Annotated in this window: 20 protein-coding genes; 11 read left to right on the top strand and 9 right to left on the bottom strand. The window is 69.7% G+C overall.

What is annotated here, in order from left to right; translation table 11 throughout:
* Positions 1-31: 31 nt before the first annotated feature.
* The 3 genes from ADL01_RS11455 to ADL01_RS11445 form a co-directional block, all read right to left on the bottom strand.
* Positions 32-226 carry a hypothetical protein gene (locus ADL01_RS11455; protein ID WP_006383514.1) on the bottom strand — a complete coding sequence of 65 codons (195 nt, stop codon included), beginning with the start codon at positions 224-226 and terminating at the stop codon, positions 32-34.
* Positions 227-431: 205 nt separating this feature from the next.
* Positions 432-872, bottom strand: a complete 441-nt coding sequence (locus ADL01_RS11450; protein ID WP_053741829.1) for an HD domain-containing protein — start codon at positions 870-872, stop codon at positions 432-434.
* A 99-nt stretch (positions 873-971) separates the two neighbouring features.
* Positions 972-2,150 carry a PP2C family protein-serine/threonine phosphatase gene (locus tag ADL01_RS11445; protein ID WP_053741828.1) on the bottom strand — a complete coding sequence of 393 codons (1,179 nt, stop codon included), beginning with the start codon at positions 2,148-2,150 and terminating at the stop codon, positions 972-974.
* A 162-nt stretch (positions 2,151-2,312) separates the two neighbouring features.
* Here ADL01_RS11445 and ADL01_RS11440 point away from each other — a divergent pair, with 162 nt between their 5' ends.
* Positions 2,313-3,563 (top strand): GNAT family N-acetyltransferase, encoded by a 1,251-nt coding sequence (locus tag ADL01_RS11440; protein ID WP_078960458.1) that lies wholly within the window; start codon positions 2,313-2,315, stop codon positions 3,561-3,563.
* Positions 3,564-3,582: 19 nt separating this feature from the next.
* On the opposite strand, the gene ADL01_RS11435 is transcribed toward ADL01_RS11440, so the two are convergent.
* Both ADL01_RS11435 and ADL01_RS11430 read right to left on the bottom strand, forming a co-directional pair.
* On the bottom strand, positions 3,583-4,392 hold the full coding sequence (locus ADL01_RS11435; RefSeq protein WP_053741827.1) for an Fpg/Nei family DNA glycosylase: 810 nt from the start codon (positions 4,390-4,392) through the stop codon (positions 3,583-3,585).
* Between the two features lie 168 nt (positions 4,393-4,560).
* Positions 4,561-5,046, bottom strand: a complete 486-nt coding sequence (locus ADL01_RS11430) for a ribose-5-phosphate isomerase (RefSeq protein ID WP_053741826.1) — start codon at positions 5,044-5,046, stop codon at positions 4,561-4,563.
* Between the two features lie 211 nt (positions 5,047-5,257).
* Here ADL01_RS11430 and ADL01_RS11425 point away from each other — a divergent pair, with 211 nt between their 5' ends.
* Positions 5,258-6,715, top strand: coding sequence for an amino acid permease (locus ADL01_RS11425; protein ID WP_053741825.1), 1,458 nt, complete (start codon positions 5,258-5,260; stop codon positions 6,713-6,715).
* A gap of 34 nt (positions 6,716-6,749) precedes the next feature.
* On the opposite strand, the gene ADL01_RS11420 is transcribed toward ADL01_RS11425, so the two are convergent.
* The gene (locus ADL01_RS11420) at positions 6,750-8,804 is read right to left on the bottom strand and encodes a protein kinase domain-containing protein (protein WP_420719706.1); all 2,055 of its coding nucleotides are present in this window, start codon (positions 8,802-8,804) and stop codon (positions 6,750-6,752) included.
* A gap of 230 nt (positions 8,805-9,034) precedes the next feature.
* Between ADL01_RS11420 and ADL01_RS11415 the strand changes: the two genes are divergently transcribed.
* Entirely contained in the window at positions 9,035-9,760 is a 726-nt protein-coding gene (locus ADL01_RS11415) for a hypothetical protein (protein ID WP_053741823.1), read from the top strand.
* 109 nt (positions 9,761-9,869) lie between these two features.
* Here the strand turns inward: ADL01_RS11415 and ADL01_RS11410 are convergent, their stop codons facing one another.
* Positions 9,870-10,445: a biotin transporter BioY gene (locus tag ADL01_RS11410; protein ID WP_053741822.1), complete on the bottom strand. Its 576-nt coding sequence runs from the start codon at positions 10,443-10,445 to the stop codon at positions 9,870-9,872.
* 579 nt (positions 10,446-11,024) lie between these two features.
* Between ADL01_RS11410 and ADL01_RS11405 the strand changes: the two genes are divergently transcribed.
* The 6 genes from ADL01_RS11405 to ADL01_RS11380 all read left to right on the top strand — a co-directional run bounded on the left by ADL01_RS11405 (position 11,025) and on the right by ADL01_RS11380 (position 17,568).
* Complete coding sequence (locus ADL01_RS11405; protein ID WP_053741844.1) at positions 11,025-12,242, top strand: ROK family protein; 1,218 nt, start codon at positions 11,025-11,027, stop codon at positions 12,240-12,242.
* 244 nt (positions 12,243-12,486) lie between these two features.
* Positions 12,487-13,536 (top strand): ABC transporter substrate-binding protein, encoded by a 1,050-nt coding sequence (locus ADL01_RS11400; RefSeq protein ID WP_053741821.1) that lies wholly within the window; start codon positions 12,487-12,489, stop codon positions 13,534-13,536.
* A complete protein-coding gene (locus ADL01_RS11395) occupies positions 13,533-14,417 on the top strand; it encodes an ABC transporter permease (protein WP_420719705.1) in 885 nt (294 codons plus the stop codon). The genes ADL01_RS11400 and ADL01_RS11395 overlap by 4 nt, the downstream gene beginning before the upstream one ends.
* A complete protein-coding gene (locus tag ADL01_RS11390; RefSeq protein WP_053741820.1) occupies positions 14,393-15,109 on the top strand; it encodes an ABC transporter ATP-binding protein in 717 nt (238 codons plus the stop codon). Before ADL01_RS11395 ends, ADL01_RS11390 begins: the two co-directional genes overlap by 25 nt.
* 191 nt (positions 15,110-15,300) lie before the next feature.
* The gene (locus ADL01_RS11385; protein ID WP_053741819.1) at positions 15,301-16,659 is read left to right on the top strand and encodes an LLM class flavin-dependent oxidoreductase; all 1,359 of its coding nucleotides are present in this window, start codon (positions 15,301-15,303) and stop codon (positions 16,657-16,659) included.
* Between the two features lie 12 nt (positions 16,660-16,671).
* Positions 16,672-17,568, top strand: a complete 897-nt coding sequence (locus ADL01_RS11380) for a TauD/TfdA dioxygenase family protein (RefSeq protein WP_053741818.1) — start codon at positions 16,672-16,674, stop codon at positions 17,566-17,568.
* A gap of 236 nt (positions 17,569-17,804) precedes the next feature.
* Here the strand turns inward: ADL01_RS11380 and ADL01_RS11375 are convergent, their stop codons facing one another.
* Positions 17,805-18,461: a DsbA family protein gene (locus ADL01_RS11375; RefSeq protein ID WP_053741817.1), complete on the bottom strand. Its 657-nt coding sequence runs from the start codon at positions 18,459-18,461 to the stop codon at positions 17,805-17,807.
* 137 nt (positions 18,462-18,598) lie between these two features.
* Here ADL01_RS11375 and pepN point away from each other — a divergent pair, with 137 nt between their 5' ends.
* A complete protein-coding gene (pepN, locus tag ADL01_RS11370; RefSeq protein ID WP_053741816.1) occupies positions 18,599-21,196 on the top strand; it encodes an aminopeptidase N in 2,598 nt (865 codons plus the stop codon).
* A 320-nt stretch (positions 21,197-21,516) separates the two neighbouring features.
* The gene (locus ADL01_RS11365) at positions 21,517-22,587 is read left to right on the top strand and encodes a hypothetical protein (RefSeq protein WP_053741815.1); all 1,071 of its coding nucleotides are present in this window, start codon (positions 21,517-21,519) and stop codon (positions 22,585-22,587) included.
* Positions 22,588-22,668: 81 nt separating this feature from the next.
* On the opposite strand, the gene ADL01_RS11360 is transcribed toward ADL01_RS11365, so the two are convergent.
* Positions 22,669-23,856: a serine hydrolase domain-containing protein gene (locus tag ADL01_RS11360; protein WP_420719704.1), complete on the bottom strand. Its 1,188-nt coding sequence runs from the start codon at positions 23,854-23,856 to the stop codon at positions 22,669-22,671.
* Positions 23,857-23,973 lie beyond the last annotated feature (117 nt).

Genomic DNA, 23,973 nt, shown 5'->3' with positions numbered 1-23,973 from the left:
TGCCGCGGTTCCGACCGGTGCCCGACGGCGGTCAGAACTGGATCTCGTTGATCGTGTCGGCTATCGAGTTCAGGAAGCGTTGTATGTCGTCCGCCATGCCGGTCGACGCCAGGAAGAAGCCGAAGAGGATGGCGACGACTGCCGGGCCCGCCTTGATGGTGCCCCCGCGGATCAGCACCACCAGGATGATTCCCAACATCAGCACCACTGACAACGATATGGCCACACTGATCACACCCTATGGTCGGTCCGCTACCGGCCTAGGGATGCGTTCCCTCGCACCCCCGCCAGATCCATCGTGCCACCAACGAGGCCGCCATATGCGACCAGTGACGCATCATCGGCCCCACCGGACCGATTTATCCGCACAGAGAACCCCAGGGCAGCCGAGAACGTATGACTATGTTCTTTAGTGGTAATTAGGTTGATATTTACGCTTCTTGCAGGCCCAGGAGTGTGCGCATTCCGGCGTACTTCTCGGTCAGGCGGGCGCGGGTGGGGGCATCAAGTACCGCCAGACGGGCGGGGTCCGCGTTGTGCGCCAGGTCCGCCTCCTTGACCAGGAGGGCGCCCGGGGTCTCGAGGATGCGCCGGGCGTACGCCTCCGGGGCCTCCCCCGCACGCTTGGTGACGGCCAGCACGATGTCCTTCGTACGGGGAGACAGCGGGGCCTCGGCCAGCCAGCGCGCGGACAGCGCGTCGTCCTCCACGGCGTCGTGCAGCCAGGCCGCCGCGATCTGGTCGGCGTCGCCGCCACGCGCGCGTACGCCCTCTGCGACGGCCTGGAGGTGCTCCGCGTAGGGGCGGCCCGCCTTGTCCGTCTGCGTCGCGTGCGCGGCCCGGGCTGCGGCTTCTACTTCGGCGAGGGTCATTTGGTCAGTGTGGGGCTGGGGGTGACTTCGGTCGGTCGCCGGAGTCGTTCGGTAAAGCGGGAATTGACTGTTTCCTGACGTTGTCTTGACCGTGGGGCGTCAGATCGTGGCCTGGGCCGTGGGGCCCTCTCGGCAGATCAGGAGGAGTGCCCTGTCGTCGTTCACGTCCTTGGCCACCGCCTCGATGAGGTGCCAGGCCGCGCCGTGGAAGCCGCCGGCCACATAGCGGTCGGCCTCGCCGGTCAGGCGGTCGATGCCCTCGACGATGTCCCGCTCCGACGTTTCGACCAGACCGTCCGTGAACAGCATCAGGACGTCTCCGGAGCGCAGCGATCCCTTCACGGGGTCGAACTGGGCGCCGTCGTACACCCCCAACAGAGGCCCCTCCGCCGCCTTTTCCTCCCAGCGGCCCGTGCCCGCGCTGAGCTGGAGGCCCGGTGGGTGGCCGGCTGAGAAGAGTTCGTAGTCGCCGGAGTCGAGGTCCAGGACCAGGTGGATCGATGTCGCGAAGCCCTCGTCCCAGTCCTGGCGGAGGAGATAGCCGTTCGCCGCCGGGAGGAAGGCGTGGGGTGGCAGGGAGCCGAGGAGGCCGCCGAAGGCGCCTGAGAGGAGCAGGGCTCGGGAGCCCGCGTCCATGCCCTTGCCCGACACGTCCGTGAGGACGACCTCCATCGTGCGGCCCCCGTTCGTACGGGCCGCCACCACGAAGTCGCCCGAGAACGACTGGCCGCCCGCCGGGCGCAGCGCCATCTCCCGGTGCCAGCCCTGCGGCAGCTGCGGCAACTTGCTCTGGACGCGGATGCGTTCACGCAGGTCGAACAGCATCGTGCCGCCGCGCCGCCAGGGGACGCCGACCCTGCTGCGGAACTGTGCGATCAACAGGCCGAAGAAACCGCAGGCCGCCACGACCAGGACCACTCCGGGCGTGACCCTGGAGGGTCCCTCCGTGTACGGGCCCAGCTTCACCGACTCCACGATCAGTGCCGTGGCCGCCGCCCCGTACAGGCCCAGCAGGCTGGCCGGGCGCAGGAGGAGGCCGCCCGCGACGATCGGGAGGACGAGCAGGGCCGGGGAGCACCACACCGAGTTGCCGAGGGTCATGGCCGCGATGATCGGGATCGTGAGGAGCAGACCGGCGAGCGCGATCCAGTCCGAACCGTCGCCCCGGAAGTAGTCCACGGCGGATCGGCGCAGGCCGGTGCGGACCCGGTGTGCCTGCTTCTTCAACCGGGCCGTGAACGTCTCGGCTTCCGCGCGCCGCTCTCGTCCTGCTGCCATTAGTTCGGGACCCTATCCATCGGACCAGCTGCTTGGCACGGGAGGTCCCACTTGTCCCCCGTCCGAGCTTCAACTTCACAGTGAAACCCACCGAGGCCCGATCCGAGGCCCCGAGGGGAAAATTCCCTCGCTCGTCCCGCAGGGCCCTGGTAGGCATGGCCCATGACGACCTCCAGGACCCCCGCCACGACCGACTTGCGGGTGCTCCGGCCCGATGACTGGGATCAGTGGTACGACAACCTGCTCCGGGCCTTCGGCGGAATGCCGGAGTCAGCCGAGGAACGGGAGTTGTACCAATCACTCACCGAGTACGACCGTTTCGTGGGCGCCTGGGACGGTGACACGTGCGTGGGCAGCGCGGGCGCCTTCACTTTCCGGGTAACCGTACCGGGTGGTGCCTCCGTTTCGGCAGCGGGCGTGACGATGGTCGGTGTGGCCGGCACGCATCGCAGGCGCGGGGTACTGACGTCGATGATGCGGCGCCAGCTGGACGACGTACGCAGCTGGGGCGAGCCGTTGGCCGTGCTCACGGCGTCCGAGCCCGCCATCTACGGACGGTTCGGGTACGGGCTCGCCACCCACTCGCTGCACTTCGAGATCGACACGACGCGGGTACGGCTGGAGGCGCCGGCCGGGGCCGATGACGTACGGCTGCGGTATGCCGTACCGGCCGAAGTCCTTGACGTCTGCGAGGCGGTGTACGCGCGGCGGGTGCCCGAGCGGCCCGGGATGCTGGCCCGGATGCCCGGCTGGGACCGGGTCATGGTGCTCGATCCGGAGAGTGGGCGGGGCGGGGCGTCGCCGTTGCAGTGCGTCGTCGCCGAGCGGGGCACGGAGGTGGTGGGGTTCGCCCGGTTCCGGGTCAAGCCCGACTTCGATGTCACCGGGGCCAACAGCGCGGTCGTCGTCGAGGACGTGGAGGCGCTCGACGCCGCTTCCCACGGGGCGTTGTGGCGGTTCCTGTTCGACATCGACCTGACGTCGAAGCTCGTCGGGCGGGCGCGGCCGGTCGACGAGCCCTGGCATCACATGGTGTCCGACATCCGGCGGTGCGGGCTGCGCAGGCGGGACGCGCTGTACGTACGGCTGGTGGGCGTGGGGGCCGCGCTGGAGGCGCGGACGTACCAGGCGCCGGTGGATGTCGTGTTCGACGTCGAGGACGCGTTCTGTCCGTGGAACTCCGGGCGTTGGCGGCTGACCGGCGACGCCAAGGGGGCGGTGTGCCGGCGTACGGACGATGCGGCTGATCTCGCTTTGTCGGTACGGGAGTTGGGGGCCGCCTACCTGGGAGGCGTGCCGTTGGCCGCGCTCGCGGCCGCCGGGCGGGTACGCGAGGTCCGGCAGGGGGCGCTGGCCGAGGCCTCGGTGGCGTTCGGGTCGATGGTGGAGCCCTGGCTGCCCCACGGGTTCTGATGCCCGGTTCGGCGGCCTGTCAGGTGCGTTGGCAGGTGGGGCACCAGAAGAGGTTGCGGGCGGCGAGATCGGCGGTGCGGATCTCGCCGCCACAGAGGTGGCAGGGCAGGTTGGCCCTGCGGTAGACGTGGACCTCGCCGCCGTGGTCGTCGACGCGCGGCGGGCGGCCCATCGCCTCCGGGGTGTGTTCCGGGCGGACGGTGTCGATGCGGTTGTTGCGTACGCCCTCGCGCATGAGGGCGGCCAGGTCGCTCCAGAGCGCGTCCCACTCGGTGAGAGTGATGTCCCTGCCGGGGCGGTACGGGTCGATGCCGTGCCGGAAGAGGACCTCGGCACGGTAGACGTTTCCTACGCCCGCGATGACCTTCTGGTCCATGAGGAGGGCGGCGATCGTCGTACGGCTGCGGCTGACGCGGGCGTAGGCGGTGTGGTGCGCGGCGTCCGGGCGGAGGGGGTCCGGGCCCAGGCGGTCGTGTATCGCCCGCTTCTCGGGGTCCGTGATGAGGGCGCAGGTGGTGGGGCCGCGGAGGTCCACGTACGCGGTGCTGTTCGCGAGTCGGAGTCGGACCGTGTCCGTGGGGGGTGGGGCGGGGGCGTCGCCGAAGGTCACCTTGCCGAAGAGGCCCAGGTGGATGTGGATCCAGTCGGCTTCGCGGAAGCCCAGGAAGAGGTGTTTGCCGTGGGCTTCGGTGTGGGTGAGTTCCGCGCGGTCCAGGAGAGCGGCCGCGTCGGAGAACTTGCCCTGGGGGCTGCTGAGGTGGGGGGTGGTGCCCAGGAACGCGGCGGCGTAGTCCTGGGCCAGGCGGTGAATCGTGTGCCCCTCAGGCACGGTGCTCCTTCTTTTGTCCGCGGGTGGGTCGGGGGGCGCGGGGGTGTTTTCGCCCCCACCGCCCCTTCCCGTCCCGTCCTCGGGGGCGCTGCCCCCGAACCCCCGGCTCCTCAAACGCCGGAGGGGCTGGATGAACGCGGCACCCGCAGCCGTATCCGCACCCGCCCCTTACTGCTCCGGGTGGTGTGCCGGGATCGGCGGGAGGGCGCCGGTTGTTTTGTAGGCCGACAGCATGTCGATCCTGCGCTCGTGGCGTTCGTCGCCCGAGAACGGGGTCGCGAGGAACGTCTCCACGAACTTCGTCGCCTCGTCCTGCGTGTGCATCCGCGCGCCCACCGCGACCACGTTCGCGTTGTTGTGCTGGCGGCCCAGCGACGCGGTCTCCTCGCTCCAGGCCAGCGCCGCGCGCACGCCCTTCACCTTGTTCGCCGTGATCTGCTCGCCGTTGCCGGAGCCGCCGATCACGATGCCGAGGGCGTCCGGGTCGGCCGCCGTGCGCTCTGCGGCGCGAAGGCAGAAGGGCGGGTAGTCGTCGAGGGCGTCGTAGATGTGGGGGCCGCAGTCCACGGGGTCGTGGCCGGCCTCCTTGAGCCACTCGACGAGGTGGTTCTTGAGTTCGAAGCCCGCATGGTCGGAGCCGAGATACACGCGCATGGTCCGAGTGTGACATGTGTGTTTCCGGGCAGCAGCCCGGGGGGCTGATCACGAAAAGCAATAGCAACACCCAGAATCCTCAAGCAAACCTCAAGTAACGATCTGGATTCAAAGGTTCAAGAATCTCTTTACCTCCGATTCACTGGACCAACTGTTTACGCCGCCCCCACCGGCGCGCTAACCCGTTCACCCGGCGCAAAGGAATTCCCCCATGACCTCGCAGCCGACCACCGGTCTTCAGGCCGGTCTCAAGAACCGGCATCTCTCGATGATCGCCATCGGGGGTGTCATCGGGGCCGGACTCTTCGTCGGGTCAAGCTCCGGTATCCGTACCGCCGGACCCGGCATCCTGCTCTCGTACGCCCTCGTCGGCACGCTCGTCGTGCTGGTGATGCGGATGCTCGGCGAGATGTCCGCCGCCAACCCGACCTCCGGATCGTTCTCCGCGCACGCCGACCGGGCGCTCGGGCGCTGGGCAGGGTTCTCCATCGGCTGGCTGTACTGGTTCTTCTGGGTCGTCGTACTCGCCGTCGAGGCGACCGCCGGGGCCACCATCCTCGAGGGGTGGGTTCCCGCCGTACCGCAGTGGGCCTGGGCGCTCATCGTGATGGTGGTGCTCACCGCCACCAACCTCGGCTCCGTCAGCTCCTACGGCGAGTTCGAGTTCTGGTTCGCCGGTATCAAGGTCGTGGCCATCAGCGCCTTCGTCATCATCGGCGGGCTCGCCGTGTTCGGCGTGCTGCCCGGTGTCGACAGCGACAAGGCCGGGCTGGGCAATCTGACCGACCACGGCGGCTTCCTGCCCAACGGGCCCGGCGCCATCCTCACCGGCGTGCTGCTCGTCGTCTTCTCCTTCATGGGCAGCGAGATCGCCACGCTGGCCGCCGGCGAGTCCGAGGACCCGCAGCGAGCCGTCACCAAGTCCACCAACAGCATCATCTGGCGTGTCGGCGTCTTCTACCTCGGTTCGATCTTCGTCGTCGTGGCGCTGCTGCCGTGGAACGACCCCTCGATCAAGAAGGACGGCTCGTACGTCGCCGCCCTCAACTCGCTCGGTATCGCGCACGCCGGCCAGATCATGAACTTCATCGTGCTGACCTCGGTGCTGTCCTGCCTCAACTCCGGGCTCTACACGGCCTCCCGGATGGCCTTCTCCCTCGGACAGCGCGGTGACGCGCCGAAGGCCTTCGCGCGGACCACGTCCCGTGGCGTACCGCTCGCGGCGATCATCGCCTCGGTCGTCTTCGGCTTCGTCGCGGTCTTCTTCAACTACAAGTTCCCCGACTCGGTCTTCCTCTTCCTCGTCAACTCCTCAGGCGCCGTCGCCCTGTTCGTCTGGCTGGTCATCTGCTTCTCGCAGCTGCGCATGCGGAAGATCATCGAGCGCGAGACCCCGGAGAAGCTCGTCGTACGGATGTGGCTGTACCCCTATCTGACCTGGGCGACCGCCGCTGTCATCGTGTTCGTCCTCGGCTACATGCTCACCGACACCGAGCACGACGGGCGCGAGACCGTGTTGCTCTCGCTGCTGGTCGCGGCCGTGGTGGTCGCCATCTCCCTCGTCCGGCAGAAGCGCGGACACGGATCGGTGGTCGTCGGCGGCGACAGCCGGGGCGCGGGTGCCGTCGATGACGGCGACGACGTCCAGGACGTCGTCAAGGTCGGCTAGTTGAGCGGTTGCCCGCGGCGGGTGAAGGAGTCGTTCACAGCACGGTGAACGACTCCTTCACCTGTTCGTAGGTCCGCACCGCCTGGTCCTCGATCTCCTGGTGGTACCAGGTGCTGATCTGGTACGACTTCCCCTCCACGTCGAAGCCGAGCAGCCTGGCGTGCCAGTGGGTGCCGTCCAGGGTGAAGGTGTACTCCCAGACGACCGCGGGGTGGTCCTGGTACGTCGTCTCCGCCAAGGTGATCTTCGTGTAGTCCTTGCCCTGCCGGGCGTTGCGCTCCGACTCCTCCCAGGTCCCCAGCAACTCGCCCCGGGCCAGGGAGGACTTGGCGAGGAGTTCCTGCCCGCCGCCGGGAGACGTGTAGTGCACCTCGGCGCCCGTCTTCACGTCCCGGCGCCAGCCCCTGGGCGTCGCCCACGCGTATCCGCCCGACTCCTCGTGCGCGCCGGGCGGCAGGCTGCGCGGGCGCGAGGTGCCTTCGACAGTGGGTTCGGGGGTGGGGTCGGAGGTGGGTTCGAGGGTGGTCGGGTCTGCCGATCGGGGGGTCGCGGGCTCGTACGGCGCCGAGGTCGACGTCTCGGGCGAGGATCCCGGATTCGCCCTGTTCCGGTCGCCGGGTGAGCCTGCCGTCGCCGCCAGGACCAGGCCCACCACCGCCCCCGCCGTGAGCACACCGGCGAGCACCATGCCCACCCGGCGGCGGCCGTGGCGTGGGTCTCGGCCTCCCTGGGGGTCGGGCGGCGGTTGTGGTGGCGGTGTCCGCGTGGCCGTCGGCAGGCCGGACGCCTGCTGCGGGTCCGGTCCCAACGCCCGCTGCCGCAGGTGCTGTTCCGCCGGCCGCCTCTCCGTCACCGCCTGCGCCTGCGCTCGCACACGTGCCTGCGTGTCCGGGTGCGGCTGTTCGCGGATCAGTGAGATTCCGGCGCTACGGGTGGTGGGGATCGCCGAACCGACCTCGGACCGCATCTCGGACGGGACTTCGGTGGACGCGTTGGATGCCTCGGGGGCAGGCGTTCCCAGGAACGGGGTGACGGACGTACGCCCGGCGGGGACCGCGTCCGTCGGTGGCGGTGGCGGTAGTCGCGGGGGCTCGGGCGCCTCCTGCTCCCTCTGCGGTTCCGCCGGTTCCGCCTGTTCCTCCGGTTCCGCCGGGGGCTGTTCCCGTGGCTGTCGTGCGGCCGTGACGAGGGACGCGTCCAGGTACACGGGCGTGGGTGCGTCCTCGTGCGGGTGTACGTGGGTCGAGGGCGCCGTTTCCGGCCGTCCGTCCGGTATCTCCGGTGCCTCGGCGGTCTGCGGCTCCGGCTCCTCTCCCGTGCCCTCCCCTTGCTCCGGCTCCGGGAACGCCACCGGCCGCAGTGCCCGCTCCACGTCCTCCAGTGCGGGCCTGGCCGAGGGTTCCTTCGCCAGGAGCGCGGCCAGGAGATCGCGCAACGGACCTGCCTCGACCGGGAGTTCGGGGTCCTCGTACAGGACCGCGTGCAGCGTCGCCAGGGTCGTTTCACGGGCGAACGGGGAGCGGCGGCCCAGTGCCGCGCAGAGGGTCGCGCCGAGGGACCACACGTCGGACGGCGGGCCCTGGTGCCGGCCGGACACGCGCTCCGGGGCCATGTAGTCGGGGGAGCCCACAAGCATGCCGACCATCGTGAGGGCCTTCGCGTCCTGGATGGCCGCGATGCCGAAGTCGGTGAGGACGACCCGCCCGTCGCGTCGTTCCAGCAGGACGTTGCCCGGTTTGATGTCGCGGTGCAGCACTCCCCCGGCGTGCACCTGGCGGAGTGCCGACACCAGGCCGAGGCCGACACGGGCCGCGTCGCCCGGGCTCAACGGGCCGTCCTGGGCGAGGAGTTGTTCGAGGGAGCGGCCCGCGACCAGCTCCATGACGATCCACAGGCGTTCACCCTCGTCCACGACGTCGTACACGCGCACGACGTTCGGGTGGTCGATTCGGGCCGTCGCCCTGGCCTCGCGGAGAGTGCGTTCGCGGCGGGTTCGGGTGTCCTCCACATCGAGTCCGTCGATCCGCATTTCCTTGACCGCCACCGGCCGGTCAAGGATTTCGTCGACCGCCCGCCACACCCGCCCCATTCCCCCCTGACCGATACTTTCGACCAGCCGATATCGGCCCGTCACCATCAGACCTGGAGCACCGCCGCTCATATTCCCCCGCAATACCCTGCACCCCCTCAACGCGCGCCCCACCAGAACCACAATGGTCACACTTCGTGCCGTACCAGCATAGTGGCGGGAAATCTTGTGGTACCTCTTCATGGACCGCGAATTCAGGCGCGGTCCAGGGGGATCCAAGGGGGACGAACATGAGTTCTGGTCGCACGACGGTCATCGCGGGATCGCTGCTCACGGCATCTTTCTCGGCCGTGATGATCCTTTCCTTCACCGCCAGCGCGGATGACCAGGGGCCCGGAAGCAGCAAGGGGGGAAAGGCCGTTGACGCGGCGCCGACAGGCGTCAAGTTGACCACACAGTTGCCCGAGAGCATCTCGGTCGACAACAGTTCGAAAGAAACGGAACTTACCGCCACGGTAAAGAACGAAGGGAGCAAGGAGAGCGGCGCTGTCCGGTTTTTGGTCGTCGGATTCGACGGCCTGACGGTCAAGAACGTTCAGGGCTGCTCGGAGATTGCCGCAGGAGATCTTCCGAAGGGTTCGAACAGCGGTTTCAGCTGCGCTGTCGGTAATCTCGCGGCCGGTAAGTCGAAATCGTACGACGTCGACGCGACGTTCGATCTGGGCAAGACCGGCAAGATCTGTCTGCCCGTCCAGACCGCCGACGGCGCGAAGACGTACTGGCAGCAGGGCCCGGTCCCATTCGGTACGAACAACCCGTCACCGAACGCCCCGGCCACCCCGCTGCTGCTCGGCACCGACAACAAGCCGGTGGCACCGGGGGCGGACAAACTGCCGAGGACCGGCCCCGGGCGCGAACTGCTCCCGCTCGGCGCGGTCGGCGCCGCGCTGCTGTCGGCCGGGGCGGCGGGCATGTGGTGGTCGCGGCGGCGGCCCGGACAGCAGCCGCAGGTCTGAGCCGGGTGGGAACGCGGAAGATCCGGGATGCCGTGTGGGCATCCCGGATCTCCTCTCCTCGACATCCGTACGGAACCGCGGAGCTACGTAACTGCGGAAACCGCGGGGGTCAGCGGTTGAGGAACTTCCAGGCCGTCGGCAGCACGCCCATCGCGAGGGCCGCCTTCAGGGCGTCGCCGAGCAGGAACGGTGTGAGGCCGGCGGCGATCGCCGCGCTCGCGCTCATGTCCGCGGCCAGGGCGAGGTACGGGACGCCGATGGCGTAGATGATCGCCTCGCCGAGCAGCATCGTGCCCGCCATGCGCAGCACGGAGCGGTCGGCACCGCGCCGTGCCAGCGCGCCCACGGCGGCGGACGCGAGCAGCATGCCGAGGATGTAGCCGAAGGACCCCGACGTGCCCGAGCCGCCCTCCGCGAACCACGGCACGCCCGCCAGACCGGCCAGGGCGTAGACGACGAGGGCGGCGAGGCCGCGGCCGGCGCCGAGCGCGGTACCGACGAGGAGCGCGGCGAAGGTCTGCCCGGTCACCGGCACCGGCGAGCCGGGCACGGGGACGGCGATCTGGGCGGCGATCCCGACGAGCCCGGCGCCGCCGAGCACGAGCGCGGCGTCCCGGACGCGGGAGGCGGGGAGCAGGTCGGCGAGGACCTGGCCGGGGCGGGCTGTGGCGACGGCGGTTGCCATGGGAACTCCGCGGGGATGTGGGCGGCAGGGACATCGTGACGCTATCCCAGCGTTTCGGGCCGATCACCGTCAGCGCTCGACAAAGGGGGCGACGGCGGTTTGGTGGGCTCCGAACAAACGGTGGCGGTTACACCCGGTTCGGGGTGATGCCGGTCACTGAGGTGAGGTGGTTCGGGCTACGGAGCGGCGCGGGGCGGGCTCTGTAGGGTTCCGCCAATCCGGCCATTGTCCTGTCGGTGGCCCACATGGCCTGTAAAGCCCCCGGCACCGGACGTGGCCCGGGCTGCGTCATGGCGGTGTCCGGCTCCGGTATGGACATGTGCCGTCTCGCCCGTCGGTCGTCGTCTGTGCAGGGTCCGCCCGTTTTGCTAGCTTCGAGCGCATGGTCGCCCAGTCCCGGTACTTCTCGTCGCGTCGCCATGTCGACCTGCGACGCGTGGGCACGGCCACCTGTCGCCGCCCTGGGTGAGGCGGCTCCGGCGCGCCTCGCTCCACAGGACTCCCTGAGCCTGCCTTCGCGGCTCCCCGAGTCCTCCTGAGACGGCGCAGTGTCGGACCTGTTCCCCGAGGATGATCGCGATGCCCCGTGCCACGGCACCTACCCTTACCTCTCCTTCCCCCTCCTCGTTCCGCGTGCCTCGCGCCGCCGATTCCGACCGGCGCAGGACGAGCGCGAGTGTCGTCCTGCGGTCCGTGCTGGCGCACGGGCCGGTGGCGCGCAGCACCATCGCCCGGCTGACCGGGCTGTCGCCGGCGTCGGTGACGGACTACTGCGCTCGATTCACCGAACTCGGTCTGATCCGGGAGGAGTCCGTGCCCCGGCGTTCCAACGGGGTGGGGCGTCCGCATGTCCCCGTCGATCTGGACGCCTCGCGGCTCGTGGTCGCCGGGGTGCACGTGGCCGTGCCGTACACGACGGTGGCGCTACTCGATCTGCGCGGCCGGGTCGTGGCCCGGCGCGAGCTGAAGCACGAGCGTACGGAGCCGGGATGGGTCCTGGAGCGGGCCGCGGCGGGGCTGCGGGCGCTGCTGGACGGCGTACCCCGCTGCCGGGCCCTCGGTGTCGGCGTGGCCGTGGGTGGCTGGGTGGACCGGGAGTCAGGGACCGTCGTCGAGCACCCGCTGCTGGGCTGGCGGGACGTGGCGGTCCGGGAGGCGCTCGCCGGCCGCACCGGGCTGCCGGTCCATGTGGACGGGCACGCGCGGGCGTTGGTCAACGCGGAACGGCTGTTCGGGGCGGCGCCGGGCGGTGGGAGCGTGTTGCATCTGTTCGTCGGCAATGTGGTCGACGCGGCGTTCGCGACCAACGACGAGGTGCACCACGGGCCGCGCTCCCAGGCGGGCGCCATCGCCCATCTGCCGGTGCCGGGCGGGACGGAGGTGTGCGACTGCGGGCGTACGGGGTGCCTGCAGGCCGAGTTGAGCGAGCGGACGCTGTGCCGGCGGGCGCGGGAGGCGGGTGTTGTCGCGGGCACGAACCCCATGCGGGTGGTCGCGGCGGCGGCCGGGGGCGACCCGGCTGCCGTAGGCCTGCTGGTGCGGCGGGCGGGTGCCGTGGGGCGGGCGACACGGCTGCTGCTCGATGTGCTGAATCCGGAGAGGGTGGTGGTGACCGAGGTCGGGGTCATCCACCGCGAGGACTGCCTCGCCGCGCTGCGCGAAGAGGTCGGCGCCGAACGCGCGGGCTCCGTCGTGCCGACGAGTTTCCCGGATTCGGTGCTCGCGGTGGCGGGCGGTTCGGTGGCGCTCGATGTGCTGTACCGGGATCCACTGGCCGTCTCACCTGACGCTATTTAATTCAGAAACTCCGAATGTTGACAGGGACCACGCATGACCTGGAACATCGTTCTCATGAGCCCTTTCGTGAGCTGTCGCACCCTCTGTTGCTGACACGTCGCCACTGTTGCTGACACGTTGCCACGTGTGAAGCGCTCATCTCTTTCTGACCTTTCTGGTCTTTCTGCGTGAATTCCGTTTTCCGGGCCTTGTCGCGCCCGAATTCCGCATGCATTCGTGCCTTTCGACCTCACGGAGTACTCCCATGTCAGTCGACCGACGGCTCTTCCTCACCTCCCTGCTCGGCGCCGCGGCCGGTGTCGCCGGGTTGAGCGGCTGCGCCGACAGCAGCGCCGCCGCCGACACCTTGGGCATCTCGACCGCCCCGCTCGCCGACAGGATTCCGGCCGGTACGAGCCTGAAGATCTCCTCGTATGCGGGCACGCAGCAACTCCAGTTCAAGCTGGCCGAGTTGGGCGATCTGCCGTTCAAGGTGTCGAGCTGGGAGAACATCTCCGCCGGTCCCGATGTCATCAACGCCTTCCGCGCCGGTTCCCTCGACCTTGCCAACAACGCGGGCATTCCGCCGATCCAGGCGCACTTCCAGGGATACGACGCGAAAATCGTCGCGATCAATGTCACCCGTAAGCCGAACTATCTGTTCGCCACCAAGCCCGGCAGCGACATCCGGTCGGTCGCGGATTTCAAGGGCAAGAAGCTGGCCTTCTCCCAGGGCCAGGCCCAAGGCGTCGTACTTCTGCGGGCGTTGCAGAAGGCAGGACTGGCGTACGACGGGGTCGAGCTCGTCCCGCTGACCAGCAACCAGTTCCTCACCGCTCTGCAGTCGGGCCAGGTGGACATCGCGCCGCTGGCCATCAGCCAGGCGCCCGCGTACTTCCAGCAGTACGGCGCAAAGGGCGCCCGCAGTATCCAGACGGACGTGGTCGATCTGCTCAACCTGCTGTGGGCGCCGGTCTCCGTGCTGAACGACTCCGCGAAGGCCGCCGCGGTCGCCGCGTACATCCCGTACTGGGCCAAGGGCCAGGTGTGGACGTACGAGCACCCGGGTCTCTGGAACGAGGAGTTCTACGTGAAGACGCAGAACCTGACCCTCCCCCAGGCGCAGGGGATCACCAAACTCGCCAACAAGCCGCTTTTTCCGCCTAGTTGGACCGAGGCGGTCGCCTGGGAGCAGGAGACCGCCGATCTGCTCGCGGAGGGCGGCTTCGTGAAGAAGTTCGACGTGAGCTCGCTCTTCGACCACCGCTTCGAGGGCATCGCGGCGAAGTCCGTGGCTGCCGAGTACCGGCGGTGACCGCCGTGACCGCCGGCGCCTCCGCCGGCGCCGAGGCCACCGCACCTGTCGAGCCCGACAGGCCCGTCTCGGCCGGCCAGGGGAGCGGCTCGCAGGTTCGCAGGCGGCGCCGGCTCTCGCCGGGCAAGCGGCTGCCCGCCGCTCCGCTCATCGGGCCGGCCCTCGTCATCGCGCTGTGGGCCGCCGCGTCCGCCGCCGGACGGCTCGACCCGGCCGCGATTCCGGCGCCCTGGACCGTGCTGAAGACCGGCGTCCGGCTGTGGACCGAGGGGACCCTGCCGGCCGACATCCTGACCTCGGTGCGGCGGGCCGCCTCCGGCTTCGCGATCGGGCTGGCCGGCGGCATCCTGCTCGCGCTGGCCGCCGGGCTCAGCCGGGTCGGCGAGGCGCTGATCGACGGGACGGTCCAGCTCAACCGGGCGATCCCGGCCCTCGGCCTGATCCCGCTGTTCATTCTCTGGCTGGGCATCGGCGAGACGTTCAAGATCGCGATCATCGCCATCGTCGTCTACATCCCGATCTATCTCAACACGCATGCCGCGCTGTCCGGCATCGACAGCCGCTTCGTCGAACTCGCCGAGGTGCAGGGCCTGTCGCGGTTCGAGTTCGTCCGGCAGATCGTCGTGCCCGGCGCGCTGCCCGGATTCTTCGTGGGACTCCGGCTCGGCGTGACCGGGTCCTGGCTCGGCCTGGTCGTCCTGGAGCAGATCAACGCCACCAGCGGACTCGGCTACCTGATGTTCCAGGCCCAGAACTACGGCCAGAGCGACGTCATCCTCGTCGGCCTGGTCATCTACGGCATATTCGGCCTGGTGTCCGACAGCGCGGTCCGTCTCATCGAACGGAGGGTGCTGTCATGGCGACGCACACTGAGCAACTGACGAACCGGTCCGCCGTCCGACTCCGGGGCCTGACCCGGTCGTTCGGCGGGCGCAAGGTCCTCGACGGCATCGACCTCGACATCCCGGCCGGACAGTTCACGGCTCTGCTCGGGCACAGCGGTTCCGGCAAGAGCACGTTGCTGCGGGCGGTCGCGGGCCTCGATCACGAGGTCGAGGGCAGTGGGCGACTCACCGCCCCCGAGCGGGTGTCGGTGGTCTTCCAGGACTCGCGGCTGCTGCCCTGGCGCCGGGTGCTGGACAACGTACTGCTGGGGACGGAAGGCAAGGAGGCTGCCGCGAAGGGCCGCGAAGCTCTCGCGGAGGTGGGCCTGAAGGGGCGGGAACGCGCCTGGCCCAGCGAGTTGTCCGGCGGCGAGGCGCAGCGGGCCGCGTTGGCCCGATCGTTGGTCCGGGAACCCGAACTGCTCCTCGCCGACGAGCCGTTCGGGGCGTTGGACGCGCTGACGCGCATCAAGATGCATGCGCTGCTTCGGGAGTTGTGGCGGAGGCATCAGCCGTCGGTGCTGCTGGTCACGCATGACGTCGATGAGGCGATCGTGCTGGCGGATCGGGTGCTGGTGCTGGAAGAGGGGCGGATCCGGGTCGACCTGGTCGTCGATCACGAACGGCCGCGGGAAGAGTACCGACAGGTGTTGCTGGGCGCTCTGGGGGTGACGTCGGACGTCCGGTGAGCGCCCTTGTCTCGCCCCCGCCGCCCCTACCCGTCCCATCCCTGGGGGCTGCACGCCCCCAGACCCCCACTGTCGGCCTGAACGGCCTCGTCCTCAATCGCCGGACGGGCTGAAAGTGCACGGCGTTCGCAGACCCTCCCCCACATCTCCAGCCCTCCCCGCACCTGTCCAGAGCAAAGGACGCAGCACCCATGACCCGCCAGCTCCACCTCAACGCCTTCCTCATGACCACCGGCCACCACGAAGCCTCGTGGCGGCTGCCCGAGAGCGACCCGTACGCCCATGTCGAGCTGGATCACTATGTACGGCTCGCCCGGATCGCGGAGCGTGGCACCTTCGACTCGTTGTTCCTGGCCGACAGTCCCCAGCTGTGGGGAAGCGTCGCGCAGCGTCCGGCAGGCGCGCTGGAGCCACTCACCCTGCTGACGGCCCTGGTGACGGCGACCACGCACATCGGTCTGATCGCCACCGCCTCCTCGTCCTACAACTCCCCCTACAACCTGGCCCGCAAGTTCGCCTCGCTCGACCTCATCAGCGGTGGCCGGGCGGGCTGGAACATCGTCACCACGGCCGGTGCCGAGGCCGCCCGGAACTTCGGGCTCGACGCGGAGCCCGCCCACGCCCAGCGGTACGCCCGGGCCGCCGAGTTCCTCGACGTCGCCCTCAAGCTCTGGGACAGCTGGGAGGACGACGCGATCATCGGCGACAAGGCCACCGGCGTCTGGGGCGACGACACGAAGGTCCATCCGCCCCGGCACAAGGGGACGTACTTCAGCGTCGAGGGCGCGCTCAACGTGCCGCGTACGCCCCAGGGTTACCCGCTGCTCGTGCAGGCGGGGTCGAGCGAGGACGGCAAGGCGTTCGCGGCCCGGTACGCGGAGGCCGTGTTCACCGCCCAGCAGACCGTCGAGGACGCGCAGGCCTTCTACGCCGACCTCAAGTCCCGTACGGCGGCGGGCGGTCGCGACCCCGACCACATCAAGGTGCTGCCCGGCATCGTCCCGGTGCTCGGCTCGACGGAGGCCGAGGCGCTGGCCAACGAGCAGATCCTGGAGGACCACATCGTGTACACGCACGGTGTGGCCAACCTGGAGGGTCTGCTGAAACTCCCCGCCGGGACACTGGAGCTGGACGCCCGGCTGCCGGCCGACCTGCCGCCCGAGAGCGCGATCGAGGGGGCCAAGAGCCGGTACACCCTGGTCGTCGAACTGGCCCGGCGCGAGCGTCTCACCGTACGGCAGCTCATCGGGCGACTCGGCGGCGGGCGCGGGCACCTCACCTTCGCCGGGACGCCCGAGCAGGTCGCCGACGAGATCGAGACCTGGTTCACCCGGGGTGCCGCCGACGGCTTCAACATCATGCCCGCGGTGCTGCCCTCCGGGCTCGAGGCCTTCGTCGACCACGTCGTCCCGATCCTGCGCGCCCGCGGTCTGCTCCGCAGCGAGTACGGGCCGCGCCAGACCCTGCGCGAGAGGTACGGCCTCCCGCGACCCGCGAACCAGTACGTCAGCCCCACCTCCGTCTCCGCGTCCGCCCCCGCCCTCGTCTGAAAGGACCAGCACATGACCGGCATCGACATCCAGAAGATCACCGCCAACATCGGCGCCCGCGTCTTCGGCGTCGACATCTCCAAGCCCCTCGACGAGGAGCAGGTCGCCACTCTCCGCGAGGCCCTCAACGTCCACAAGGCCCTGGTCTTCGACGACGTGAACCTCGTCGACGAGGGCCAGCAGGCCTTCGTACGCCACTTCGGCGAGCTCACCACCGCCCATCCGACCGTGCCGTCCGTCGACGGCGCGCCGAACATCCTGCCCGTCGACAGCGAGCGGGGCCGCGCCGCCAACCACTGGCACACGGATGTCACCTTCGTCCTCAACCCGCCGCAGGCCAGCACACTGCGCAGCATCACGATCCCGCCGTACGGCGGCGAGACCCTGATCGCCAGCTCGGCCGCCGCCTACCGCGATCTGCCGGAACCCCTGCGGCGGTTGGCCGACAACCTGTGGGCCGAGCACACCAACGACTACGACTACGCGGTGCCGGACGAGGCGCTCGACGAGCAACAGGCCGCCCAGCGCGCCCAGTTCACGTCCATCGGGTTCCGCACGGCCCACCCCGTCGTCCGTGTCCACCCGCTGACCGGTGAACGCGGGCTGTTCATCGGCGGGTTCGCGCAGCGGATCGTCGGCCTGTCGGTCACCGAGTCCCGCAAGATCCTGGACCTGCTCCAGGCGTACGTCACCCGCCCGGAGAACATCCTGCGCCACCGCTGGTCGCCGAACCAGCTCGTCCTCTTCGACAACCGCATCACCCAGCACTACGCCATCGACAACTACAACGGCCTCCCGCGCCGCCTGCACCGGGTGACCATCGCGGGTGACATCCCGGTCGGCATCGAGGGCAAGGAGAGCTACTCGATCACGGGGGACGCCTCGCACTACACGTCCGTCGCCGCGTAGACCGATCCCCAGACGGTCCGTAAGCCGGTTCCTCGTCGGCGACGAAAAGCCCCTCGTGCGCGTCACACGAGGGGCTTTTTATTGTTAGCACGCAGTTGCAAGCTATGTGCAATAAACTTCGGCTATGAAGCGTCCTGCCTCGTGATCGTCTTCTCACCGGACACGAGGGCAGGCGGAACGACGGGCGGCCCCCGCGAGGACATGACTCGCGGGGGCCGCCCCGTACCCGGCTTCGCCTACAGGTTGCTGAAGTCCGGTCCCGCCGTCCGCGAGCGCTTGATCTCGTAGAAGCCGGGGACCGAGGCGACCAGGAGGGTGCCGTCCCACAGCTTGGCGGCCTCCTCGCCCTTCGGGGCCGGGGTGACGACCGGGCCGAAGAAGGCGATCTGCTCGCCGTCGGCACCGGGGACCGCGATCACCGGGGTGCCGACGTCCTGGCCGACCTTGGTGATGCCCTCCTTGTGGGAGGCGCGCAGCTCGGCGTCGAACTCGAAGTTCTCCTGCTCGGCGTAGTCGATCAGGTCGGCGGGCAGGCCGACGTCCGCGAGGGCGCCGGCTATCGCCTCGAGGGTCGCGCCCTCGCCGTTGTTGTGGATGCGCGTGCCCAGGGCCGTGTAGAGGGGGCCGAGGACGTCGGCGCCGTGCTTCTGCCAGGCCGCCGTCGCGACCTTCACCGGCTGCCAGGCCTTCACCGCGAGCATCTCGCGGTACTCCTCGGGCAGCTCGTCGAGCTTGTCCTCGTTGAGCACCGCCAGACTCATGATGTGCCAGCGGACCTCGATGTCGCGGACCTTCTCCACCTCCAGGACCCACCGGGAGGTCATCCAGGCCCAGGGGCAGAGCGGGTCGAACCAGAAGTCGACGGGCGTCTTGGTCGAGGTCGTCTCGGACATGGATCTCCTAAGGAAGGGCGCTCTTTCCAGGGGGAACGTATCCGCGCCACCGTCGCATTCCCGGGTGCCCGGTGTCAGTGGTGCGTGGCAGGATCGGTGCTGGTCGGCCGTACTGATGACAATCGAGGGAGTGTTCCGTGCCCGGTGAGAATCTGTCCCGCGACGAGGCCCGGGAGCGGGCCGCGCTGCTGTCCGTCGACGGGTACGAGGTGTTTCTCGACGTGCGGTCCGCCGTGGGTGACAGGGAAACGGGAAGCGGTGAGGGCGGGGGCGGGGTTCGGACCTTCCGGTCCGTGACCACCGTCCGCTTCCGGTGCGCCGAGCCCGGTGCCACCAGTTTCGCGGATCTCATCGCGCCGAGTGTGACCGCCGTCTCCCTCAACGGCCGGGATCTCGACCCGGGGGCCGTCTTCGACGGCACGCGCATCCTCCTGGAGGATCTCGCCGCGGACAACGAGCTGGTGGTCGACGCCCAGTGCGCCTACTCCCGCACCGGCGAGGGCCTGCACCGCTTCGTCGACCCCGAGGACGGCGAGGTGTACCTGTACACGCAGTACGAGCCCGCCGACTCCCGGCGCGTTTTCGCCAACTTCGAGCAGCCCGACCTGAAGGCGCCCTTCCGGTTCGAGGTGCGGGCGCCCCAGGAGTGGGTCGCGTGGAGCAACGGGCTCGGGGAACTCACGGACGGGGTGTGGCGGTTCGCCGAGACCAAGCCCATCTCCACCTACATCACCGCCATCCTCGCGGGGCCCTACCACTACGTCACCGATGCGTACTCCCGTACGTTCGCCGACGGTACGACCCTCGACATCCCCCTCGGCGCCATGTGCCGCAAGGGTCTCGCCCCCTACTTCGACTCCGACGACGTCTTCCTCGTCACCAAGCAGGGGCTGGACTTCTTCCACGACCACTTCGACTACCCGTATCCCTTCGGGAAGTACGACCAGGCCTTCGTGCCCGAGTACAACCTCGGCGCGATGGAGAACCCGGGGCTGGTCACGTTCCGCGAGGAGTTCATCTTCCGCGGGAAGGTGACGCAGGCGGCGTACGAGCGGCGGGCGAACGTCGTCCTGCACGAGATGGCCCACATGTGGTTCGGCGACCTCGTCACCATGGAGTGGTGGGACGACCTGTGGCTCAAGGAGTCCTTCGCCGACTTCATGGGGGCCTTCTCCCTCGTCGAGGCGACCCGCTTCACCAACGGCTGGGTCACCTTCGCCAACAACCGCAAGGCCTGGGCCTACCGCGCCGACCAGCTCCCCTCCACCCACCCCGTCACGGCCGACATCCGCGACCTGGAGGACGCCAAGCTCAACTTCGACGGCATCACGTACGCCAAGGGTGCCTCCGTCCTCAAGCAACTCGTCGCCTACGTGGGCCCGGAGGCGTTCCTCGAAGGCGCGCGGCGGTACTTCAAGCGGCACGCGTACGGCAACACGCGCCTCGGCGATCTGCTGTCCGTGCTGGAGGAGACCAGTGGGCGGGACATGGCGTCCTGGTCGCAGGCGTGGCTCCAGACGGCCGGGGTCAACTCCCTCACCCCGGCGGTGCTGTTGAGCGCGGACGGGCTGATCACCGAGCTCGCCGTGATCCAGGAGGCGGCCGAGTCGCACCCCGAACTGCGCCCGCACCGGGTGGCGGTCGGTCTCTACCGGCGTTCGCCGGACGGCGTGCTGGAGCGGTACGCGCGTGCCGAGGCCGATGTGGACGGGCCCCGCACCGTGGTCGGTGAGCTGGTCGGGAGCGAGGCCCCGGACCTCGTCCTGGTCAACGACGACGACCTGACGTACTGCAAGATCCGGTTCGACGAGGGCTCGTTGGCGACGCTGCGGGCGCACCTCGGCGACATCACCGACCCGCTCGCCCGCGCCCTGTGCTGGTCCGCGCTGTGGAACCTGACGCGGGACGCGCTGATGCCGGCCCGGGACTTCGTCGACCTGGTGCTGCGGTTCGCGGGGCGCGAGTCGGACATCGGCGTCCTGCAGATGCTGCACGCCTGGGCGGGCTCCGCGCTCACCCACTACGTGGCCCCCGACTGGCGGGCGACCGGTGAACGTCTGCTCGCCGAGGGCGCGTTGAAGGAACTGCGGCTGGCCGAACCGGGCAGCCAGCACCAGCTGACATGGGCCCGCTTCTTCGCGGCCGTGGCGTCCAGTGAGGCCGATCTCCAGCTGCTCCAGGGGCTGCTGGAGGGCACGGCAAAGATCGACGGCCTCGACGTCGACCAGGAACTGCGGTGGTCGTTCCTGGAACCGCTCACCTCGCACGGCGTCGCCGACGAGAAGGCGCTCGCCGCCGAACTCGCCCGCGACGACACGGCGTCCGGCAAGCGCCACCAGGTCCGCTGCCTCGCCGCCCGTCCCTCGGCCGCCGTCAAGGCACAGGCGTGGGCCCAGGTCGTGGAGTCGGACGCGCTGTCCAACGCCCTCGTCGAGGCCACCATCTCGGGGTTCACGCAGGGCTCGCAGCGGGAGCTTCTCGCGTCGTACACGGACAAGTACTTCGCGGTGATCGAACGGACGTGGGCCGACCGCTCGATCCAGATCGGCATGGACGTCGTACGGGGCCTGTTCCCGTCCCTCCAGGACTCGCCGGAGACGTTGGCGGCGACGGACGCCTGGCTGACGGACCACGCGGACGCGGCGCCGGCCCTGCGGCGCCTGGTCCTGGAGTCCCGGGACGACCTGGCCCGTGCCCTGCGGGCACAGGCCTGCGACGGGGCGGCGGCGAGGTAAGGGGTCGGGTGCGGCCCGGTGGGGGCTAAGCACGGGCCCTGCGGGCCGAAAAGCATGGGGCGCAGCCCCTGCTTTTCAGGGGCGCGGGGAACTGCGCGACCAGCCCCCACGCACCCGCACCCGCACCCGCACCCGCACCCGCACCCGCACCCGACAACGAACCACCGTTACCGAACCCGGGCACCCCATCCCGTAACCCCCGGAGGGACCAGCATCTTTCGGCACTCGAACGCTTGCACTTTAGGGCGAGCTTGTCCGGAATTGTCAACGGGCGTGTAACAGCGGTTAGCGGACGGATCGGACACGGGAAAGTCGGAGTCATGACCCACAACACCCCGCTCTCCCCGAGCACCCGCCCCCTCCGCCACCTGTCGCACGTACAGCGCCGGGTACTGACCACCGCGCAACTGCGGGCCCACGGCATCGCCGCCGCCGAGGCCAACGAACAGTGCCGGCCCGGTGGACCCTGGCAGCAGATCCTGCCGGGCGTGTTCCTGCTGCACCCGGGCCCGCCCACCAGCGAGGAGCGGCTGCACGCGGCCCTGCTGTACACGGCGAAGGAGCGGACGTCGACGGGAGTTCCGGCCCAGCCCGACGCCGAGCAGCCGTACCGGGAGCGAGGCCGTCCGGTCTACGCCGAGGCCATGATCACCGGCCTCGCCGCACTCGCCCTGCACGGTTTCTCGTCCGCGCCGCCGCTGCTGTCCCTCGGCACCCTCGACGTGCTGGTCCCCCGGCTGCGCCGACTGCGCTCCACGGGCTGCGTCCGTATCGTCCGCTCCTCGTCGCTGCCCACGCCCGAGCTGGTCGACGGGATCCCGGTCGCCCCGGTCCCGCGCGCCCTCGCCGACGCGGTGGCCGGTCTCACGGACGCCGACGCCGTACGCCGGCTGCTGACCGACGCGGTGCGCGGCGGACACAGTGAACCGGCGGCGGTGGTACGGGAGTTGAACCAGGGGCGGCTGCTCGGCCGCCCGCATGTCGTGGACGCCGTCGACTCCCTGCTCGCCGAGGGCCGGGCGATCGCGGAGGACCGGCTGTTCCGGATGGTGCGCGAGTACGGCCTCCCGGACCCCGTATGGAACGTCGACCTGCGCCTGCCGGGCGGTCCGCACCTCGGTGGCCTCGACGCCTACTGGCCCGACCACGCGGTGGCGGTGGAGCTGGACACCCGCGCCCCGCGCCCGGGTCACCAGGAGGAGGACGACGCGCTGTGGTCGGAGTACGCCCGTAAGCGCGAGCACCTGGAGCGACTCGGCATCACGGTCGTCCACATCACGCCGCGCAAGCTGCGCGAGGCGATCGACCAGCAGGCGACTGTCGTACGTACGGCTCTGATGGCGTCGGGGGACCGCGAGCCGGCGGCGTACGTCGTGGTGCTGCCCCGGTAGTGACGGACCGGGCAGAACCAGGAGGGGAGAGGAGGGGCCGCCGGGCGACCGGGGGCCCGTCCTCGTGTGTCGAGTCGGGGATCAGCTTCCGCAGTACTCCGCCTGGACGACCTCCAGCGGGCCGCCGCTCCAGTCGCCGTTGAAGTTGACGGCGAGGGAGTGTTCGCCGTCGGCCGTGGTGACCGCCATGGAGCTGGAACCGTGGATGCCGCCGCTGTGCCCCCAGATGGTGACCCCGCAGCTCAGGTCGTATGCGAAGACCCCGAGCCCGTCGCGTCCGTCGGCCCCGGCGGCGACGGTCGTCTTCATCTCGGTGAGCTGCTCGGCGGGCAGGATCTTGCCGCGCATCAGCGCCGAGTAGAAGCGGTTCAGGTCACCGGGGTTGGAGATGATCTCGCCGGCGGAGTTCGCCATCGAGGGGTTGAGTTCGGTGACGTCGTAGATCTTGCCGGTGGGGTTCTCGGCGAGCGTCGAGTAGGCGCGGCTGCTGGGCCGGGGGACGGTGGGGCTCGTCCCGGGCATGTACGTGCCGTGCAGCCCGAGCGGCTTGATGACGCGCCGGCGGACCTCGTCGCCGTACGAGTTGCCGGTCACCTTCTTGATGACCATGCCGGCGATCACGTAGTTGGTGTTGGAGTAACTCCAGTCGGCGCCCGGGGCGAACTCGGGCTTGTGACCCATGGCGATCCTGACGATCTCGTTCGGGGTCCAGGTTCGGTACCGGTTCTTGAAGAAGCCCTCCGCGAGGAAGACGTCGTGGACGAAGTTCTCGTCCTCGGTGTAGTTGAAGATGCCGCTGGTGTGGTTGAGGAGCTGGCGGAGGGTGATCTGGCGGCCGTCGTGTCCGTTACCGCTGACCACTCCGGGCAGCCACTTGTCGACGGTGTCGTCGAGCGACACCCGCCCCTCGGCCTCCAGTTGGAGCAGGACCGTCGCGATGAAGGTCTTCGTGATGCTGCCCGCCCGGAAGTTGTCCTGGGCGCTGCGCGGCTGCTTGGTCTTGAGGTTGCCGACACCGGCGGTCGCTTTCCACACGCCGTGCCGGTCCTTGGCCTGGAGGGCCACACCGGGTACGCCGTCCTGGACGGCGGCGTTCATGGCCTCGCGGGTGGCCTCGTGACCGCCGCCCCTTTCAGCCGGCGCCGCCGCCATCGCGGGCGCCGCGAACGCGCCTGCCGCTACGGCGATCGCCGCGGCCATCCCGACGAGCCTCTTGCCCTGCTTCCTGCTGCCCTGCCCCTTGACGCTCTGCCTCTTGATGACTGGCATGCCGTTCCCCCTTGTTCATGACCGTCGGCGCGTCCTCGCCGAGTGTCGGTCCAGGGGAGGGACCCGAGGGGCGGGAGTGAGGTTGCCCGGGGTGGTCCGGTTGAGCGACTTTCAGCC

Origin of the sequence: Streptomyces sp. NRRL WC-3618 (assembly GCF_001280005.1) — a bacterium.
GTDB lineage: Bacteria > Actinomycetota > Actinomycetes > Streptomycetales > Streptomycetaceae > Streptomyces.
Note: the sequence above shows the minus strand (reverse complement) of the source record. Positions and strands in the feature narration are given on the sequence as shown.

Bases quoted from the DNA above. Each gene is read 5' to 3' on its own strand.
- ADL01_RS11450 (WP_053741829.1), bottom strand. From the start codon at position 872: ATGACCCTCGCCGAAGTAGAAGCCGCAGCCCGGGCCGCGCACGCGACG.
- ADL01_RS11445 (WP_053741828.1), bottom strand. From the start codon at position 2,150: ATGGCAGCAGGACGAGAGCGGCGCGCGGAAGCCGAGACGTTCACGGCC.
- ADL01_RS11440 (WP_078960458.1), top strand. From the start codon at position 2,313: ATGACGACCTCCAGGACCCCCGCCACGACCGACTTGCGGGTGCTCCGG.
- ADL01_RS11430 (WP_053741826.1), bottom strand. From the start codon at position 5,046: ATGCGCGTGTATCTCGGCTCCGACCATGCGGGCTTCGAACTCAAGAAC.
- ADL01_RS11425 (WP_053741825.1), top strand. From the start codon at position 5,258: ATGACCTCGCAGCCGACCACCGGTCTTCAGGCCGGTCTCAAGAACCGG.
- ADL01_RS11420 (WP_420719706.1), bottom strand. From the start codon at position 8,804: ATGGGGCGGGTGTGGCGGGCGGTCGACGAAATCCTTGACCGGCCGGTG.
- ADL01_RS11415 (WP_053741823.1), top strand. From the start codon at position 9,035: ATGAGTTCTGGTCGCACGACGGTCATCGCGGGATCGCTGCTCACGGCA.
- ADL01_RS11410 (WP_053741822.1), bottom strand. From the start codon at position 10,445: ATGGCAACCGCCGTCGCCACAGCCCGCCCCGGCCAGGTCCTCGCCGAC.
- ADL01_RS11405 (WP_053741844.1), top strand. From the start codon at position 11,025: ATGCCCCGTGCCACGGCACCTACCCTTACCTCTCCTTCCCCCTCCTCG.
- ADL01_RS11400 (WP_053741821.1), top strand. From the start codon at position 12,487: ATGTCAGTCGACCGACGGCTCTTCCTCACCTCCCTGCTCGGCGCCGCG.
- ADL01_RS11390 (WP_053741820.1), top strand. From the start codon at position 14,393: ATGGCGACGCACACTGAGCAACTGACGAACCGGTCCGCCGTCCGACTC.
- ADL01_RS11385 (WP_053741819.1), top strand. From the start codon at position 15,301: ATGACCCGCCAGCTCCACCTCAACGCCTTCCTCATGACCACCGGCCAC.
- ADL01_RS11380 (WP_053741818.1), top strand. From the start codon at position 16,672: ATGACCGGCATCGACATCCAGAAGATCACCGCCAACATCGGCGCCCGC.
- ADL01_RS11375 (WP_053741817.1), bottom strand. From the start codon at position 18,461: ATGTCCGAGACGACCTCGACCAAGACGCCCGTCGACTTCTGGTTCGAC.
- ADL01_RS11365 (WP_053741815.1), top strand. From the start codon at position 21,517: ATGACCCACAACACCCCGCTCTCCCCGAGCACCCGCCCCCTCCGCCAC.
- ADL01_RS11360 (WP_420719704.1), bottom strand. From the start codon at position 23,856: ATGCCAGTCATCAAGAGGCAGAGCGTCAAGGGGCAGGGCAGCAGGAAG.